At 64.1% G+C, this 17,094-nt stretch carries 17 protein-coding genes and 1 pseudogene; 8 read left to right on the top strand and 10 right to left on the bottom strand.

Translation table 11 applies throughout. The features are described from left to right. A partial coding sequence (locus LCM4577_RS24395) for a helix-turn-helix domain-containing protein (RefSeq protein ID WP_198541077.1) occupies window positions 1-334 on the bottom strand: 334 nt, incomplete at its 3' end. Window positions 335-678: 344 nt separating this feature from the next. On the opposite strand from LCM4577_RS24395, the gene LCM4577_RS24390 reads away from it, so the two are divergent. From LCM4577_RS24390 to LCM4577_RS24365, 6 genes are all read left to right on the top strand, one after another. Further along, window positions 679-1,323, top strand: a complete 645-nt coding sequence (locus tag LCM4577_RS24390; RefSeq protein WP_071073886.1) for a 50S ribosomal protein L25/general stress protein Ctc — start codon at window positions 679-681, stop codon at window positions 1,321-1,323. A 23-nt stretch (window positions 1,324-1,346) separates the two neighbouring features. Beyond that, the gene (gene pth / locus LCM4577_RS24385; RefSeq protein ID WP_071036109.1) at window positions 1,347-2,069 is read left to right on the top strand and encodes an aminoacyl-tRNA hydrolase; all 723 of its coding nucleotides are present in this window, start codon (window positions 1,347-1,349) and stop codon (window positions 2,067-2,069) included. An 82-nt stretch (window positions 2,070-2,151) separates the two neighbouring features. Further along, on the top strand, window positions 2,152-2,904 hold the full coding sequence (locus LCM4577_RS24380; RefSeq protein WP_071073884.1) for a tetratricopeptide repeat protein: 753 nt from the start codon (window positions 2,152-2,154) through the stop codon (window positions 2,902-2,904). Window positions 2,905-3,021: 117 nt separating this feature from the next. Then, window positions 3,022-4,125 (top strand): redox-regulated ATPase YchF, encoded by a 1,104-nt coding sequence (gene ychF / locus LCM4577_RS24375; RefSeq protein ID WP_071073882.1) that lies wholly within the window; start codon window positions 3,022-3,024, stop codon window positions 4,123-4,125. A 92-nt stretch (window positions 4,126-4,217) separates the two neighbouring features. Continuing rightward, on the top strand, window positions 4,218-4,679 hold the full coding sequence (locus LCM4577_RS24370) for a MaoC family dehydratase (RefSeq protein ID WP_071073880.1): 462 nt from the start codon (window positions 4,218-4,220) through the stop codon (window positions 4,677-4,679). After that, on the top strand, window positions 4,676-5,146 hold the full coding sequence (locus tag LCM4577_RS24365) for a MaoC family dehydratase (protein ID WP_040989672.1): 471 nt from the start codon (window positions 4,676-4,678) through the stop codon (window positions 5,144-5,146). Before LCM4577_RS24370 ends, LCM4577_RS24365 begins: the two co-directional genes overlap by 4 nt. Window positions 5,147-5,307: 161 nt before the next feature. On the opposite strand, the gene LCM4577_RS24360 is transcribed toward LCM4577_RS24365, so the two are convergent. From LCM4577_RS24360 to petA, 4 genes are all read right to left on the bottom strand, one after another. Then, a complete protein-coding gene (locus tag LCM4577_RS24360; protein WP_040989677.1) occupies window positions 5,308-5,853 on the bottom strand; it encodes an adenine phosphoribosyltransferase in 546 nt (181 codons plus the stop codon). Window positions 5,854-5,951: 98 nt separating this feature from the next. Continuing rightward, entirely contained in the window at window positions 5,952-6,809 is an 858-nt protein-coding gene (locus tag LCM4577_RS24355) for a cytochrome c1 (RefSeq protein ID WP_071073878.1), read from the bottom strand. A 21-nt stretch (window positions 6,810-6,830) separates the two neighbouring features. After that, window positions 6,831-8,132 (bottom strand): cytochrome b N-terminal domain-containing protein, encoded by a 1,302-nt coding sequence (locus tag LCM4577_RS24350; protein WP_041012773.1) that lies wholly within the window; start codon window positions 8,130-8,132, stop codon window positions 6,831-6,833. Window positions 8,133-8,148: 16 nt separating this feature from the next. Beyond that, window positions 8,149-8,709, bottom strand: a complete 561-nt coding sequence (gene petA, locus LCM4577_RS24345; RefSeq protein WP_040989687.1) for a ubiquinol-cytochrome c reductase iron-sulfur subunit — start codon at window positions 8,707-8,709, stop codon at window positions 8,149-8,151. Between the two features lie 311 nt (window positions 8,710-9,020). Between petA and LCM4577_RS24340 the strand changes: the two are divergent. Then, a pseudogene (locus LCM4577_RS24340) lies at window positions 9,021-9,364 on the top strand (cupin domain-containing protein). A gap of 72 nt (window positions 9,365-9,436) precedes the next feature. Then, window positions 9,437-10,291 carry an alpha/beta fold hydrolase gene (locus LCM4577_RS24335; protein WP_071073876.1) on the top strand — a complete coding sequence of 285 codons (855 nt, stop codon included), beginning with the start codon at window positions 9,437-9,439 and terminating at the stop codon, window positions 10,289-10,291. Here LCM4577_RS24335 and LCM4577_RS24330 read toward each other — a convergent pair. The 5 genes from LCM4577_RS24330 to LCM4577_RS24310 all read right to left on the bottom strand — a co-directional run bounded on the left by LCM4577_RS24330 (window position 10,288) and on the right by LCM4577_RS24310 (window position 16,826). Then, window positions 10,288-10,599, bottom strand: a complete 312-nt coding sequence (locus tag LCM4577_RS24330) for a DUF6665 family protein (RefSeq protein ID WP_071036118.1) — start codon at window positions 10,597-10,599, stop codon at window positions 10,288-10,290. The genes LCM4577_RS24335 and LCM4577_RS24330 overlap by 4 nt on opposite strands. A 9-nt stretch (window positions 10,600-10,608) precedes the next feature. Next, the gene (locus LCM4577_RS24325; RefSeq protein ID WP_071073874.1) at window positions 10,609-12,492 is read right to left on the bottom strand and encodes an ABC transporter ATP-binding protein; all 1,884 of its coding nucleotides are present in this window, start codon (window positions 12,490-12,492) and stop codon (window positions 10,609-10,611) included. Continuing rightward, window positions 12,489-14,381, bottom strand: coding sequence for an ABC transporter ATP-binding protein (locus tag LCM4577_RS24320; protein ID WP_083354841.1), 1,893 nt, complete (start codon window positions 14,379-14,381; stop codon window positions 12,489-12,491). The genes LCM4577_RS24325 and LCM4577_RS24320 overlap by 4 nt, the downstream gene beginning before the upstream one ends. Window positions 14,382-14,513: 132 nt before the next feature. Further along, on the bottom strand, window positions 14,514-16,382 hold the full coding sequence (locus tag LCM4577_RS24315) for an ABC transporter ATP-binding protein (protein ID WP_071073872.1): 1,869 nt from the start codon (window positions 16,380-16,382) through the stop codon (window positions 14,514-14,516). Between the two features lie 27 nt (window positions 16,383-16,409). After that, window positions 16,410-16,826: a hypothetical protein gene (locus LCM4577_RS24310; protein ID WP_083354840.1), complete on the bottom strand. Its 417-nt coding sequence runs from the start codon at window positions 16,824-16,826 to the stop codon at window positions 16,410-16,412. Between the last annotated feature and the right edge of the window lie 268 nt (window positions 16,827-17,094).

Below are 17,094 nucleotides of genomic sequence, written 5' to 3'. Positions count from 1 at the left end.
CGACCAGCCCGGCCGCATGAAGCTGCGTCTTGATGAAGGTATAACCCCAGCTGAAGTCGTAATCGCGTATCAGGTGCTCGTGGAAATGCTTCACGTTCCAACCGAGGTAACGGTTCCGGTAAAGCTCAAGCATCTCCTCGATTGCCTCCGCAGGCACCCGGCGCGTCGAAAGCTTACCCAAACGCCGGTCCCTTAAGCCATCCTCCCCAGCCTCTTCATAGCGGTCTCGGTACCGGCGGAWCTGACGCTCCGACATCCCCAGCAGCTCACCCGCTTCCATCATCGAAAGATCGCCGCCATTCCAACGGCTCAAAACGTCCCGAAACTTCTGCATTCTCCGGTCCTGTAGCCATGCTGTCCGTCCCATCCCCAGCCTCCATTCGCTGGCGATAAAACCGGACAACTCGTGTGCTACCTAACCCGGACAACTCATGTGCTTACGACACCTTCCAGCCCAAGCGCTTGCGCCCTTGCCCGCCTTCGGCTATAGAGCCGCCACCCGCGTAGACACCCTTGGAGGCAACGCGGAGGAAGGCCGGCAAGGCCCCGCATGATCCCCAGACGCATTTGGATCGCCAAACGCATCGGACAGATCGTGCAAGGCCGCGACGGCTTTCGACGTTTACGGTTGGCCTCGTGCTCGCCGCAAGCGCTCCATAACACGCGAAAGGAAATGCCATGAGCCACGATGCTTACGAGCTCAAGGCCGAAGCGCGCGAACAGGTCGGTAAGGGGTCCGCCCGTGCAGTTCGCCGCGACGGTAAAGTGCCTGCAGTTATTTACGGCGACAAGCAGCCTCCCCTGGCTATTGCGCTCAACTACAAGGACATCTTCTACAAGATCCATGGCGGCGGGTTCCTGACCACGGTCGCCACGATCGATGTCGACGGCAAGAAGATCCAGGTCCTGCCGAAGGATTTCCAGCTCGACCCGGTCAAGGATTTCCCTGTCCATGTCGACTTCCTGCGCATCGGCAAGGACACCGAGGTCAATGTCGACGTGCCTGTCCACTTCATCAATGAGGACAAGTCGCCCGGCATCAAGCGCGGCGGCGTGCTCAACATCGTTCGCCACGAAGTCGAGTTCCACTGCCCGGCCAACGCGATCCCGGACTTCATCACCGTCGATCTCGCCGGCACCGACATCGGCGACTCGATCCACATCTCGGCGGTCAAGCTGCCGGCCGGCGTCAAGCCGGTCATCTCCGATCGCGACTTCACCATCGCGACCATTGCCGGCTCCGCGGCGATGAAGCCGGAGACGGAGGAGACCACCGAGGCAGCGGCGACCGAGGCGGCGGCCCCGGCGGCCGAAGAGAAGTAATTTCTCCAGCTCCGGAGGCGACGATGCTTGTCTTTGCAGGCCTCGGCAATCCGGGCGCGAAATACGAAAACAACCGGCACAATGTCGGCTTCATGGCGGCGGACGCGATTGCCCGCCGCCATTCCTTTTCGCCCTGGTCGAGAAAATTCCAGGGCCTGATCTGCGAAGGCACGCTCGGCGGCGAGAAAATCCTGCTGATCAAGCCGCAGACCTTCATGAACCTGTCCGGACAGTCGGTCGGCGAAGCGCTGCGCTTCTACAAACTCGAACCGGCCGCGCTTACCGTTTTCTACGACGAGATCGACCTTGCCGCCGGCAAGCTCAGGGTGAAGGTGGGCGGCGGCTCCGGCGGCCACAACGGCATTCGCTCGCTCGACCAGCATGTCGGCAACGCCTATCGCCGGGTGCGCATCGGCGTCGGCCATCCCGGCGTCAAGGAGATGGTGCACGGCCATGTGCTTGGCGATTTCGCCAAGGCGGACCGTGAGTGGCTCGATGTCCTGCTGGACGCAATCGCCGACGACGCCGCGCTGCTCGCCAAGGGCGACGACAGCTCGTTCATGAACCGCGTCACGCTCGCCTTGCGTGAAAAACTCGTGCCGACCGGCGACGACGACCGCCCGCCGCCCAAGCCGCCGAAGCAGCAAAGCCATGTCCGCCAGGCGCGCCCGCAGCAGCCGGCGGCAAAAATTCCCGAAAGCGGCCCGATGGCCGCCATGCTGAAGAAGCTGTTCGGAAAAGACTAAAGAGCGCGGCCGCGCGGCACCGCTCAGCGGGGATTGCGTCTGGCGGCGCCGACATCGCTCCGGGGCCACAAGTGAGGTCAGCATGGCGGACAGTGTCTCGGATCTGGCGGGACGCGCCAGAAAACTCGGCCTGGCTGGGGACTTCGTCTCGGGTCACGCGCTGATCGACCAAGCCGGGCGTCTGGCCGGCGACGATCCGGAAGCCCGCGCGATCTGCGCTCTCGAACGCGGCCGCCTCCACAATTCCGCCGGTGAACGCGAAAGGGCGCGGCCGCTGTTCGGCGAAGCCTGGCGACTGGCGCGGCAGGCCGGGGCCCATGCATTGGCCGTGGACGCCGCGCATATGCTGGCGATCGTTGGAACGCTTGACGGCGCCGTTGAATGGACCGCGACCGCCCTCGCCTATATCGGCGAGCATCCGGAGGCCGGACCCTGGCGTGCACCGCTGCTCAACAATCTCGGCTGGTCCTACTTCGATGCCGGCCGGTTCGTTGACGCTCTGGCTCTGTTCGAGCAGGCCGTCGACTTGCGCCGCTCGGCCGGCGAGAAACGCGAACAGCGCATCGCGCGCTACGCCGTGATCAGGACGTTGCGCGCGCTGGGACGCCTGGAAGAAGCCCGGCGACTTGCCGAAGAAACAGCCGCCGCGGCAGTCGCCGAGGGCGCCCAGGCGCCTTATGTGCTGGAGGAACTGGCCGAATGCCGCGCCCTTCTGGGCGACTTGGACGGCGCCCGCGACAGCGCGCGGCAGGCACTGGCGATGCTGGAGCAAGACCAGGCCTTCGTTGGTGGCGAACCGGTGCGCCTCGCCAGACTTCGCCGGCTTGCGCGATGATCCCGCGATAACCAGATTAGCCGCCATGAGGCGGCCCGGCCGATCGGGGCTTGACGTTCGTCACCCCTATCGCCCATAGCCCTCACCAAAATCGAATTCCGACAGGACTGGACGAACATGGGTTTCAAATGTGGCATCGTTGGCTTGCCCAACGTCGGCAAGTCGACGCTGTTCAACGCGCTGACCAGGACAGCCGCCGCGCAGGCCGCCAACTATCCTTTCTGCACCATCGAGCCGAACACCGGCGAAGTGGCGGTGCCGGATCCGCGCCTGCGGAAGATCGCGGCGATCGGCAAGTCCAAGGAGATCATCCCGACCCGCATCTCCTTCGTCGACATTGCCGGCCTGGTGCGCGGCGCCTCCAAGGGCGAAGGGCTGGGCAACCAGTTCCTCGCCAACATCCGCGAGGTCGACGCCATCGTGCATGTGCTGCGCTGCTTCGAGGATGACGACATCACCCATGTCGAGGGCCGCATCGATCCGGTGGCCGACGCCGAGACGGTCGAGACCGAGCTGATGCTCGCGGACCTCGAAAGCCTCGAGCGCCGCATCGTTCAGTTCCGCAAGCGCGCCGCCGGCAAGGACAAGGAAGCGGTGGCCGTGCTGCCGATGATGGAGGCGGCGCTCGAATTGCTGCAGGCCGGCAAGCCGACGCGCTTCCTGCTCAACGGCATCGCGCCGGAGGATCTGCGCATCCTGCAAGGGCTGAACCTGCTCACCTCGCATCCCGTTCTCTATGTCTGCAATGTCGCCGAGGCGGACGCCGCCACCGGCAACGAGCACACCAGGGCGGTGGAGAAGATGGCGGCCGCGCAAGGCGCCGGCACGGTGGTGATCTCGGCGGCGATCGAGGCGGAAGTCGCCCAGCTTTCCGACGAAGAGGAAATGGAGTTCCTGGCCTCGATCGGCCTCGACGAGCCGGGCCTCAACAAGGTGATCCGCGCCGGCTACGAGCTCCTGCATCTCATCACCTATTTCACCGTCGGGCCGAAGGAGACGCGCGCCTGGACGATCCACAAGGGCGATAAGGCGCCGCAGGCGGCCGGCGTCATCCATACCGACTTCGAACGCGGCTTCATCCGCGCCCAGACGATCTCCTACAACGACTTCGTCACGCTGGGCGGCGAAGTGGCCGCCAAGGAAGCCGGCAAGGCGCGCGACGAAGGCAAGGAGTATGTCGTCCAGGACGGCGACATCATGCTGTTCAAGTTCAACACCTGAGCGCCTGACTGGCTTACCAGAAATCGCTTGACCAAATCGTCCTGGGCCTGCATCCGGGTTGCCCGATCTTTGGGATTAACCGGATTGCCGACATGACCGGAAAGACCTGGGCCTATGAGGATTTCGTCGAGGGCGCCTCGCTGGACATCGRCAGCAAGACCGTAAGCGCGGCCGAGATCATCGAATTCGCCTCGGAATTCGATGCCCAGCCGATGCATCTCGACGAGGAAGCCGGCAAGGCCAGCATCCTCGGCGGGCTTTCGGCTTCGGGCTGGCACACCTGCGCGATGTTCATGCGCATGCTGTGCGACGCCTTCCTGCTCGATTCGACCTCTCAAGGATCGCCCGGCATCGAGCATGTGAAATGGAAGAAGCCGGTGCTGGCCGGCGATACCCTGCGCGGCACGGTCACGATCCTGTCCAAGCGCCAGTCCAAATCGCGGCCTCAGCTCGGCTTGATCACCATGCGCAGCGAACTGGTCAACCAGCGCGGCGAGAGCGTCTTCGAGCTCGAGAACACTGGCATGTTCCTGACCCGCGAGGCCGCGGCATGACCCTCGACGAGTACTTCCTGATCGGCGAAACGGTCACGCTAGGCTCGCACAAGTTCGAGCCGGAGGAGATCAAGGCCTTCGCCAGGAAATACGACCCGCAGGTCTTCCATGTCGACGAGGAGGCGGCAAGGAAGAGCGTGCTCGGCGGGCTCTGCGCCTCGGGTTGGCATACCGCCGCCACCTGGATGAAATACAACCTCGAAAAGCGCATGGAGACCGAGGGCGTGCGCTGGACCGGCCCCGGCCCGCAGCCCGAATTCGGCCCCTCGCCCGGCTTCCGCAATTTGAAATGGCTTAAGCCGGTCTATGCCGGCGAGACGGTGACCTTCACGCGCACCGCGCTCGCGCACCGCCCGCTCGCCGGGCGCCCGGGCTGGAACCTGCTCACACTGCGCTCCGAAGGGTTCGATTCGACCGGCGACAAAGTGATCGAGTTCGACAGCGCCGTGCTGGTGAAGGTGGGGTAGTGCCTCTGCCTTCTCCCTTGCGGGAGAAGGTGTCGCCGAAGGCGACGGATGAGGGGTGCTCCAGGGAAAGCCAGCGTCTCACTCCGCTGGAACACCCCTCATCCGTCTCGGCGCTGCGCGCCGATCCACCTTCTCCCACAAGGGGAGAAGGAAGAGGCGCCTCAATGCCCCTCGAACCCGATCAGCGTCCTGACCGGCACGCCGAGCGCTTCCAGCTTCCGGCGGCCGCCGAGGTCCGGCAGGTCGATGACGAAGCAGGCGGCGACGATGTCGGCGCCGATCTGCCTGAGCAGCTTCACCGCCGCTTCCGCCGTGCCGCCGGTGGCGATCAGGTCGTCGACCACGATCACCTTCTCGCCGGGCGAGACGCCGTCCTTGTGCATCTCCATCTCGTCCAGCCCGTATTCGAGGCTGTAGGCCACGCGCACCGTCTCGTAAGGCAGCTTGCCCTTCTTGCGGATCGGCACGAAGCCGGCCGACAACTGGTGCGCCACGGCGCCGCCGAGGATGAAGCCGCGCGCCTCGATGCCGGCGATCTTGTCGATTTTCAGCCCGGCATAGGGATGCACCAGCTCGTCGATGGCGCGCCGAAAGGCGCGCGCGTCGCCAAGCAGCGTGGTGATGTCGCGAAACAGGATGCCGGGCTTCGGATAGTCCGGAATGGTGCGGATGGCCGCAAGCAGCGTGTCTTCGAGGGAGGATTTCATAAGCGGTTGATCCGTTGCCGCACAGTTTTGCCGGCAAGCGGCCGAAAAGAAAAGGGCACCTTTCGGCGCCCTTCACATTTTTCTGGAAGCCGGCCGCCTCAGTGCGCCACGTCGGCCCACACCCTGCGCTTGGTCATGTAGACCAGCGCGCCGAAGAGCAGCAGGAAGACCATGACGCGGAAGCCGGTCTTCTTGCGGTCCTCGAGATGCGGCTCGGCGGCGAACATCAGGAAGGCCGAGACGTCGCGGGCATACTGGTCGACCGTCTGCGGCGAGCCGTCGTCATAGGTCACCTGGCCGTCGGAGAGCGGCTTCGGCATCTTCAGCGACACGCCGGACAGGAAATACGGATTGTAGTGCGTGCCTTCCGGGATCACCATGCCGGCCGGCGGCGTCTGGTCGTAGCCGGTGAGCAGCGAGTGGATGTAGTCCGGGCCGCCCTGAGCATACTGGGTGAAGATATCGAAGATGAAGCGCGGGAAGCCGCGCTCGACGCCACGCGCCTTGGCGAGCAGCGACATGTCCGGCGGGGCGGCGCCGCCATTGGCGGAGGCCGCGGCCTGCTCGTTCGGGAACRGCGCCGGGAAATGGTCCGACGGCTTGCCGGGACGGTCGAACATGTCGCCGGCATCGTTCGGGCCGTCATGGATGGTGTATTCGGCGGCCAGCGTCTTGATCTGCGCGTCCGAATAGCCGAGCCCTTCCAGCGTGCGGAAGGCCACCAGGTTCATCGAATGGCAGGCCGAGCAGACCTCCTTGTAGACCTTGAGGCCGCGCTGCAGCTGCGCCTTGTCGTAGGTGCCGAACGGGCCGGCGAAGCTCCAGCTCATTTCCTTCGGCTCGTTGATCGGGAAATGCGTCGGCGCGGCCGGGTTGTGTTCCTCTTCGGCGGCGATGGCAGCGGTGCCCGCCACCACCAGGCCGAGCAGCGCCAGCGAGGTGAGAATCTTCTTCATACCCAAAATCCCCTCAGATCCTCAGCCTTTGGTTTCCGGCGCGGCGGTCGCGCCTGCCGGATGTCCGCTGCCGCCCTTGTTTTTTTCCAGCACCGCCTCGGTGATCGAGTTCGGCAGCCTGCGCGGCGTCTCGATCAGGCCGAGCACCGGCATGATGACCAGGAAGAAGGCGAAGTAGAACAAAGTCGCCATCTGCGCCATGAACACGTAAGAGCCTTCCGCCGGCTGCGAGCCCAGCCATCCGAGCAGGATGGCGTCGGCCACGAACAGCCAGAAGAACAGCTTGTACCACGGGCGGTAGACCGCCGAGCGCACCTTGGAGGTGTCGAGCCACGGGACCAGGAACAGCATGGCGATGGCGCCGAACATGCACAGCACGCCGCCGAGCTTGGAATTGATCGGGCCGATGTTGAAGGTGATGGCGCGCAGGATCGCGTAGAACGGCAGGAAGTACCATTCCGGAACGATATGGGCCGGCGTCTTCAGCGGGTTGGCGACCGTGTAGTTGTCCGGGTGGCCGAGATAGTTCGGCAGGTAGAAGACGAAATAGGCGAAGAAGAACAGGAACACGATCATGCCGAACGCGTCCTTGATGGTCGCATAGGGCGTGAAAGCGACGGTGTCGGTCTTCGACTTCACCTCAATGCCGGTCGGGTTCGACTGGCCCACGACATGCAGCGCCCAGATGTGCAGGACGACGACGCCGGCGATCATGAACGGCAGCAGGTAATGGAGCGCGAAGAAGCGGTTCAGCGTCGGGTTGTCGACGGCGAAACCGCCAAGCAGCAGTTCCTGGATCCAGTTGCCGACCAGCGGGATAGCGCTGAAGAAGCCGGTGATGACGGTGGCGCCCCAGAAGCTCATCTGACCCCAGGGTAGCACATAGCCCATGAAGCCGGTGGCCATCATCAGGAGGTAGATGATGCAGCCGAGGATCCACAGAAGCTCGCGCGGCGCCTTGTAGGAACCGTAGAAGAGGCCGCGGAAGATGTGGATGTAGACGGCGACGAAGAAGAACGAGGCGCCGTTGGAATGGAGGTACCGCAACAGCCATCCCGAATTCACGTCGCGCATGATCTTCTCGACCGAATCGAAGGCGAGATTGGTGTCGGACGTGTAATGCATCGCCAGCACGATGCCGGTCAGGATCTGCGAAACCAGCATGATCGAAAGGATGCCGCCGAACGTCCACATGTAGTTGAGGTTGCGCGGCACCGGATAGGCGACGAAGCTGTCATAGATCAGCCGCGGCAGCGGCATGCGGGCGTCGAACCAGCGCTCGATACCGGTCTTGGGCGTATAGGTCGAGTGTCCCTCGCTCATCGAAATATCCCCTGCCTCAACCGATAAGGATCTTGGTATCGGAAATGAACTTGAATACCGGGATCGCCATGTTCTCCGGCGCCGGGCCTTTGCGGATGCGGCCGGCGGTGTCGTATTGCGAACCGTGGCACGGGCAGAACCAGCCGCCGAAATCGCCTTCCTGGCCGAGCGGGATGCAGCCAAGATGGGTGCAGACCTGGACCATGACCATCCAGGCTTCCTTGCCGGGCGTGGTGCGGTTGGCATCGGTCGCCGGCGCATCCGACGGCAGGTTGGCGTTGCGCGCGATCGGGTCCTTGAGATCGGCGAGGTTGACGGCTTCGCCGTCCTTCATTTCCTTTTCGGTGCGGTTGCGCACCACCACCGGCTTGCCGCGCCATTTGACGATCAGCGAGCTGCCGGGCTGCAGCGAGGAGACATCGACCTCGACCGAAGCCAGCGCCAGCGTCGAGGCATCCGGCTGCATCTGGTCGATGAACGGCCACGCCACGGCTCCCGCGCCGACGACGGCGGCCATGCCGGTGGCTACATAGAGAAAATCGCGACGGTTGGGATCGTGGATTTCGGTTGCGCTCACGGGTGCCTGATCCTTTCGCCTCTTCCTAACCGGAGGCCGAGCCTTGTCCCCGCTCAATCGCACCTGCCCGACAGCGCATGGCGAACAGGCTAGCGAATTCCTCCGGCATTTGGATTTCGGTTTATGCGGGCAGCCCGTTTTTGTCCAGCGGGGTGAGGCCACAAGGGCAGATTGTCGCGGGGATGCGCGGCGCCCCTGGCCGGCGCGTCCGTGCCAGGCCGCCGGACAGGGCGGAACAGCGGGGAATCCGGGCCGAAATCGGGCCGATGTTCGCCTCGACATCGGCTCCTGGCCCGGTCTATTCTCCCGGCATGGCGCATGTCATCGAACGCGACAGCTGGGCCGACGGCCCCGACTGCTGGAAAGGCGAGCTGCAATGCGGCCAATTCGGCGCCAATTCCTGCCTGATCTTCATTATCAGCCGACGGTCGGCGGCGGTCCGCGCCTGCACAAGCACCCCTATGCGGAAATCTTCGTCATCCGCTCCGGCACCGGCCTGTTCACGATCGGCGACCGGGAGATCAAGGCCACCGCCGGCCAGATCCTGATCGTGCCGCCCGACACGCCGCACAAATTCACCAATCTCGGCCCGGGCCCACTCGAAAGCACCGACATCCACGAGAACGGCCACTTCATCACCGAATGGCTGGAATGATTCTGATTGGATCTGTCCGAAGCCTGACGGTAGCCTAGTTCCATCGACCTGGCATTTGATTGAGATCGACGCATGCGAACACGAGCCGTCGAGGTCGAGGGGCTGACTATTGCGATCCGGGAAGCAGGACCGTTCGATGCGCCCGGCCTTCTGCTGCTGCATGGCTGGCCACAAAGTTCATATGCATTCGAGGCAGTCATCGATCGGTTGGCCGAGAACCAGCGTGTGGTCGCGCCGGACCTGCCGGGCGTCGGCGACTCTCAGGGCGCGCCCAGGACCGGCGAAAAGACAGATCTGGCAAGATTGATAAAGGGGCTGATCGGCGCTTGCGGCTTGCGGCAGGTCATCGTCGCCGGTCACGATGTCGGCGGCCAGATCGTATTCGCCCTGTTGCGCGACATGCCCGAGGAACTGTCCGGCGCGGTGATCATGGACGTCGTCATCCCCGGCGTGGCGCCGTGGCAAGAAGTCATCCGCAATCCGCATATCTGGCATTTCGCTTTCCATGCGATCCCGGCTTTGCCGGAGATGCTGGTGAGCGGCCACGAGCGCGCCTATTTCGATTTCTTCTTCGATGTTCTTTCGAAGGAAAAATCGGCAATCCCCGCGGAAGCCAGAGACATTTATGCGAAAGCCTATTCGCGGCCGGAAAGTCTCAAGGCCGGCTTCGACTGGTACCGCGCCTTCGCCGCAGACGCCAAGACCAATTCCGCGCCGCCCAGGACACCGATCGCCATGCCGGTGCTTTATCTCAGGGGCTCGGCCGAAACCGGCGACATCGCCGATTATCTCGACGGCTTGAGATCCGCCGGCCTGTCGCGCGTCGAAGGCGACATCATCCCGGACAGCGGGCATTTCGCCGCCGATGAGAACCCCACGGCGCTCGCTGCGAGATTGCTACGCTTCCGTCAAGAAGTCAGTGCCTAACTGGCGCCCAGCCTGACCAGCACCGCCCGTGGGATGTTGTACTCGCGGATCACCGCATCGTGCTTGCGCAGACCGCAGAGCTCGCGCTGGATGAAGTAGGCGTGCACGGCCGCGGCCGCTTCCTTGAGCAGCCGGTTGCGATGCTCGCCTTCGCCGCCCTCGCGCAATCTGGCAAGGGTTTCCTCCACGCGCTGGCCGGCGCGGCCAAGCGCGGCGGCCTTCTCGGCGAGGATTTCGTGGCCGAGCAGGTCGAGCGCGCTTTCCTGGGCGCCTGACCGTCCGAAATTGGTGGGCATGCGTACCGACATGACGCCGTTCTACTCCGCCGGCCGCGTCTCTTCCAGCGGGCTTTCCTCATTGAACAGGAAGCCGCCGGACTGCCGCTTCCAGAGCCGCGCATAGAGCCCATCGAGCGCCACCAGTTCGTCATGCGTGCCCTGCTCGACGATGCGGCCGCCGTCGAGCACCACCAGCCGGTCAAGTGCTGCGATGGTGGAGAGCCGGTGCGCGATGGCGATCACGGTCTTGTTTTCCATCAGCCTGGTCAGGTTCTCCTGGATCGCCGCCTCGATGTCCGAATCGAGCGCCGAGGTCGCCTCGTCGAGGATGAGGATCGGCGCGTCCTTGAGGAAGACGCGGGCAATCGCTACGCGCTGCCGCTGCCCGCCGGAGAGCTTCACGCCGCGCTCGCCGACATAGGCCTCGTAGCCGGCGCGACCTCTGGTATCGCGCAGCCCCAGGATGAAGTCATGCGCCTCGGCCTTTTTCGCAGCGGCGATCACCTGCGCGTCGGTGGCGTCCGGCATGCCGAGCTTGATGTTGTCGCGCAGCGAGCGGTGGAACAGCGCGGTGTCCTGGCTGACGACGCCGATATTGCCGCGCAGCGAGTTCTGCGTCACATGCGCGATATCCTGGCCATCGATCAGGATCCGGCCGCCTTCCAGGTCGTAGAGGCGCAGGATCAGATTGGCCAAGGTCGTCTTGCCGGCGCCGGACGGGCCGACCACCCCGACCTTCTCGCCCGGCCGCACGGCAAGGTCGATGCCGTCGAGCACCCCTGCCCCCTTGCCGTAATGGAAAGTGACGTTGCTGACGTCGATGCGGCCGCCGGTGACGACCAGTTCGCTGGCGTCCGGCGCGTCGGTCAGGCCGAGCGGCTGCGTGATCAGCGCCTTGGAGTTCTCCAGCACGCCGAGGTTCCTCAGAATGCCGTTGAGCTGCATCATCAGCCGCCCGAGCAGCATGTTGAGCCTCAGCACCAGCGACAGGGTGAAGGCGACGGCGCCGACGGTGATCGAGCCTTCGACCCACAGATAGATGGCAAAGGCCGCGATCGCGGTGATCATGACGCCGGAGAGCATGGTCAGCGCCATGCGCACGCCGGTCAGCCGCCGGGTGAACGGCCGCAGCGCGTCGAGATAGATGTCGAAGCCGCTGCGGATATAGCGGTCGTCGCCATCGGCCGAAAACAGCTTCAGCGTCTGCACGTTGGAATAGGAATCGACGATGCGGCCGGTGATCATCGAGCCGGCCTCGGCGGTCGCCTCGGCATGCTTGCGGATCGCCGGCAGATAGAGTTTCGCCAGCCAGCCGAACGCCGCGATCCACACCACCACCATCACCGCCAACCGCAAATCCAGCCCCGCGACCAGCGCCAGCGTGGTGACCGTATAGACGATCATGAACCAGACCACCTCGATGAAGCTTTCCATCAGGTCGCCGGTCGCCTGCCCCGCCTGCCAGACCTTGGTGGCGATGCGGCCGGCGAAATCGTTCTGGAAGAAGGCATAGGACTGGCGCGAGACATGCCGGTGCGCCTGCCAGCGCACCAGATTGTAGAAGCCGGGCGTGATCGTCTGTTCGTCGACCAGCGCCGACAGGCCGACGACGACCGTGCGGATGATGAGCACCACCGCGCCCATGAACAAGAGCTCGGGTCCGGCGGCGGTCCAAAGCGCTTGCCAACTGCGCTCGCCGGGCAGTTGATCGAGGATATCGACCAGTCGCCCAACGAAATAGAACAGGCCGGCTTCGACCAGCGGGGCGATGCCGCCGATGATCAGCATGGCGAAGAAGGCTAGCTTCGCCTGGCCGACATAGTGCCAGAGGAAGCCGCCGACGCTGGCGGGCGGCCGCAGATTCGCGGGCTCGCGGAACGGATAGACCCAGTGCTCGAACCAGCGATAGATGGCTTGCATCATTCGGCGGCTTCACCTTTCGTCGCCAGATCCTCGGCCGCCTGCTTTTCCTCGAGCAGGAAGCCGCCCGACTGGCGCCGCCAGAGCTGGGCATAGAGCCCGCCCTTGGCGATCAGCGCCTCATGCGAACCGTCCTCGACGATGCGCCCTTTGTCCATCACCACCAGCCTGTCCATCGCCGCGATGGTCGACAGGCGGTGGGCGATGGCGATGACGGTCTTGCCTTGCATGAGCTTGTAGAGGTTCTCCTGGATAGCCGCTTCCACCTCCGAATCGAGCGCGGACGTCGCCTCGTCGAGGATGAGGATAGGCGCGTCCTTCAGCATAACGCGGGCAATTGCGATGCGTTGCCGCTGGCCGCCGGACAGCTTCACGCCGCGCTCGCCGACAAGCGCCTCATAGCCGCTCTGCCCATGCGGATCGGTCAGCCCCGCGATCACATCGTCGATCTGGGCGGCTTTCGCGGCGCTGAACATCGCCTGGTCGCTTGCCGACTGACGCCCATATTTGAGGTTCTCGCGAACCGACCGGTGCAAGAGCGAGGTGTCCTGGTTGACGAAGCCGATCGCCGCCCGGACGCTTTCCTGCGAGACGTTGCGGATATCCTGCCCGTCGATCAGCACCTTGCCGTCCTGCACGTCGAACAGTCTGAGCACGAGATTGACCAGCGTCGACTTGCCGGCCCCGGAACGGCCGATCAGGCCGACCCGCTCGCCCGGCGCGATCTTCAGCGACAGATTGTCGATGACGCCGCCTTTGCCGTCCTTGCGCCAGTAGTTGAAATTCACCCGGTCGAACTCGATGCCGCCGGCGGTCACGACGAGGGCCGGCGCGTCGGGCCGGTCCTGCATGACGATCGGCCGCGCGATCGTCGTCATCGAGTTGCCGGCGACGCCGATCTGCCGGAAGACGTTGGCGCCGACATCGAGGATCCTGCCGGAGATGTTGGCGATCTGCAGCGCGAACGGTATCGCGGTCGCCACGGCCGCGGTGGTCATGGCGCCGGCGTTCCAGCCGGCGAGCGCCAGCCAGCTCACGGCGATAAGCAGCGCCGCGTTGAGGATGAACAGGGCCGACCACATCAGCGTGAAAACGCGCATCAGCTGGTAGAAAGTGTCGGCGTGCTCGACCACGGCTTGCGAGACATATTTGTCTTCGTGCTCGCCGGTCGAGAATGTCTTGAGCGTCAGGATGTTGGTGTAGCTGTCGACCATGCGGCCGCTCACCTGCGACCACCGCTCCGACAGTTGGGACGAGCGTTGCGTGATCCTGGGCATCGCAGACCAGAAGATCAGGCAATAGAACACCAGCCACACAGCCACGACCGCCAGGAGAAGCAGGTCAAGCCGCGCCAGCACCACGATGGCGACCGCAACGAAGACCAGCGCGTACCATACGGCATCGACGGTGAGGTTGACGCTCATCTCCATCGAATCGCCGCTCTGCATGACCYTCGTTCCGATGCGGCCGGCGAAGTCGTTCTGGAAGAACGACCAGTCCTGGCGCACGACATGCCAATGGCTCTRCCAGCGGATGAGGTCGATGAGGTTCGGCGCGATGRCATGGTTGCGGATGAGCGCGTCGACAACCATCGACAACGGACGCAGCAGCACGACGAAGGCCATCAGCACGAGCAGCGGCCCATGCGCGGCGAAGAAATCGCCCGGCCTGGTGCTGGAGAGCAGGCCTACGATCAGGCCGACGAAGATCGGCAGCATCGCGTCCACGATGGCCGCGACGGCAACGATGACGATGCGCAGCCAATAGGCGGCGCGAAACTGCCTTATGAAATACCAGTAGAAGCGCCAAAGCCCCATTGGCGGCTGCCTGTCGTCGGCCAGCGCCACCGGCGAATAACGGCTTTCGAACCAGGTGAAGATGCGGTCGAACATTTTTCTCTCGTGGAGGCCACAAACCCGCCGGCGCCCGATCTGGTCGCCGGCGGGCCTCTGGCCATGCCGTGGTTACGCCTGGGATCGATTTCCTGCAATCGCCGTAACCTGTTGATGCCAATCGCGATCGCGTTACTCCGCCGCCATCTCGGTCGCCTTGGCGTCGGCCGGTCCGTCATCGAGCAGGAAGCCGCCGGACTGACGCTGCCAGAGCTGCGCGTAAAGCCCGCCCTTGGCGACGAGCTCTTCGTGAGAGCCTTCCTCGATGATGCGGCCCTTGTCCATGACGACGAGCCTGTCCATCGCCGCGATCGTCGACAGCCGATGCGCGATCGCAATCACCGTCTTGCCCTCCATCAGCTTGTAGAGGTTTTCCTGGATCGCCGCTTCGGCTTCCGAATCGAGCGCCGACGTCGCCTCGTCGAGGATCAGGATCGGCGCGTCCTTCAGCATGACGCGTGCGATCGCGATGCGCTGCCGCTGGCCGCCGGAGAGTTTCACGCCGCGGTCGCCGACATGGGCATCGAAGCCCTTGCGGCCGTTATGGTCCGAAAGCCCGCCGATGAAATCGAGCGCCTCCGCTCGCCGCGCCGCCTCGATGAGCATCTCGTCGGTCGCGTCCGRCCGGCCGTAGAGGATGTTCTCCTTTACCGAGCGATGCAGCAGCGAGGTGTCCTGCGTCACCATGCCGATCTGGGCGCGCAGCGAATCCTGCGTCACCGCCGCGATCTCCTGGCCGTCGACGAGGATCCTGCCGCTTTCCAGATCGTAGAAACGCAGCAGCAGATTGACCAACGTCGACTTGCCGGCGCCGGAACGCCCGACGATGCCGACCTTCTCGCCGGGCTTCACGGTGAGCGACAGGTTCTCGATGACGCCCTTCTGCTTGCCGTAATGGAAGCCGATGTCCTCGAAGCGGATTTCACCCTGGTTGACGGCGATGTCCCTCGCGCCCGGYCTGTCCTCGACGAGGCGCGGCAGCGAGATCGACTGGATGCCGTCCTGCACGGTGCCGATATTCTCGAACAGCCCGGACATCTCCCACATGATCCATTGCGACATGCCCCACATCCGCAGGACAAGGCCGATGACCACGGCGACGGCACCGATCGTCACCGCCTGTCCCAGCCACAGCCAGAGCGAGATTGCCGTCACCGAGAACAAAAGCAGCGAGTTCAGGATGTAGAGCAGGCCGTAAAACACCGTCACCAGCCGCATCGAGCGGTAGACGGTGTCGAGGAAGCTCGCCATGYCCTCTCTGGCGAAGGTCGCCTCGCGTCGCGCGTGCGAAAACAGCTTCACCGTCTGGATGTTGGTGTAGCTGTCGACGACACGGCCGGTCATGGTCGAGCGCGCRTTGGCCTGCTCCTCGCCGACCTTGCCCAGCCGCGGGATGAAAAAGCGCAAGAGCCCGATATAGCCGACCAGCCAGACGGCGAGCGGTGCGGCCAGCCGCCAATCGGCCGAGCCGACGATGAACAGCATGCCGAGGAAATAGACGATGACGTAGTTCAAGACGTCGATCAGCTTGATTACGCATTCGCGCACGGCGAGCGCCGTCTGCATCAGCTTGGTGGCGATGCGGCCGGCGAATTCGTCCTGATAGAAAGCCATCGACTGCTTGAGCAGATAGCGATGCACCTGCCAGCGGATGCGCATGGGATAGTTGCCCATCAGCGTCTGCTGGTTGAGCAGCGAATGCAGCCAGACCGTGCCCGGCAGCGCGAACAGCACGACGAAAGCCATGCCGGCGAGCTTCCAGCTTTCCGTCTGCAGGAAGGTTTCGCGGTTCTGCCCCGACAGCCAGTCGACGATGTGGCCCATGAAGCCGAACATCCACACTTCGGCGATGGAGATCGCGGTCACCAGCACCGCATCCATGATGATGTAGGGCCAGGCGCCGCGCGTATAATGCACGCAGAACGCGACCAGCGTCTTCGGCGGCTCGACCGGCTCCGCGGCCGGGAAGGGATTGAGCCTGTTTTCAAACCAGCGGAACATTCCAGGCACTCACGATGCTATGCGCGCTCACGCGGCGCGGGATTGATGGGGTAGGTTTTGCGGCCGCGCAGCATTGCGGGCCGGCGATACGGAATCATCCGTCTCACCGGCCCTGCTTCGCGCAATATAGGGTGTCTTGGGCTTTTCGCCGACAGGCCCGTTCGACGGCCCCGACGGCCCCGAACTTGCCGACGACAAGCCTGAGCCTGCCCGGTTCCTGTCGCCCGGCCGGATCAGGCGGATGATCCGCCGCACCAGCGTGGGCCGGCTGTGGTCGGGCACCGCGCGCGAGAAATCGACGTCCGGCAGCATGCCGCGATGCGGCCTGCGCCGTTCCTCGGCATGCACCGCCGACGAATAGGTCTCGCCGATCAGCAGCGCCCAGGTCGCCGCCTTGCGCTCGTGCAGGCTTCTTGAACCCGGTATTTTGTAGGGATCGAACATCGGTCCGTCCTCCATATGCAAATGCGTTAAAAACGGTGATGCGGCCTCGACCACCGGCATTCGGCCGAAGGCGCGGATCGAATCGGTCGGAAGATGACGACAAGCATCAATCTCGACACGTTCAGCTGGGGCGCGGCGCCCCTTTGGCAGTTTGAAAAACATCGCAAGATTCCTTCGAAGGCCGAAAACTGGGTTCGGCGGGAATCGGTGCGATGAGGACTTAAAGTGTCAGAAGAATCGTCGTACCGAAACCGCCTGCGGGCATACG

It is taken from the genome of Mesorhizobium sp. LCM 4577, from assembly GCF_001854795.2.
GTDB classification, from domain to species: Bacteria; Pseudomonadota; Alphaproteobacteria; order Rhizobiales; family Rhizobiaceae; genus Mesorhizobium; species Mesorhizobium plurifarium.
This window is presented reverse-complemented; position numbering and strand designations above follow the sequence as displayed.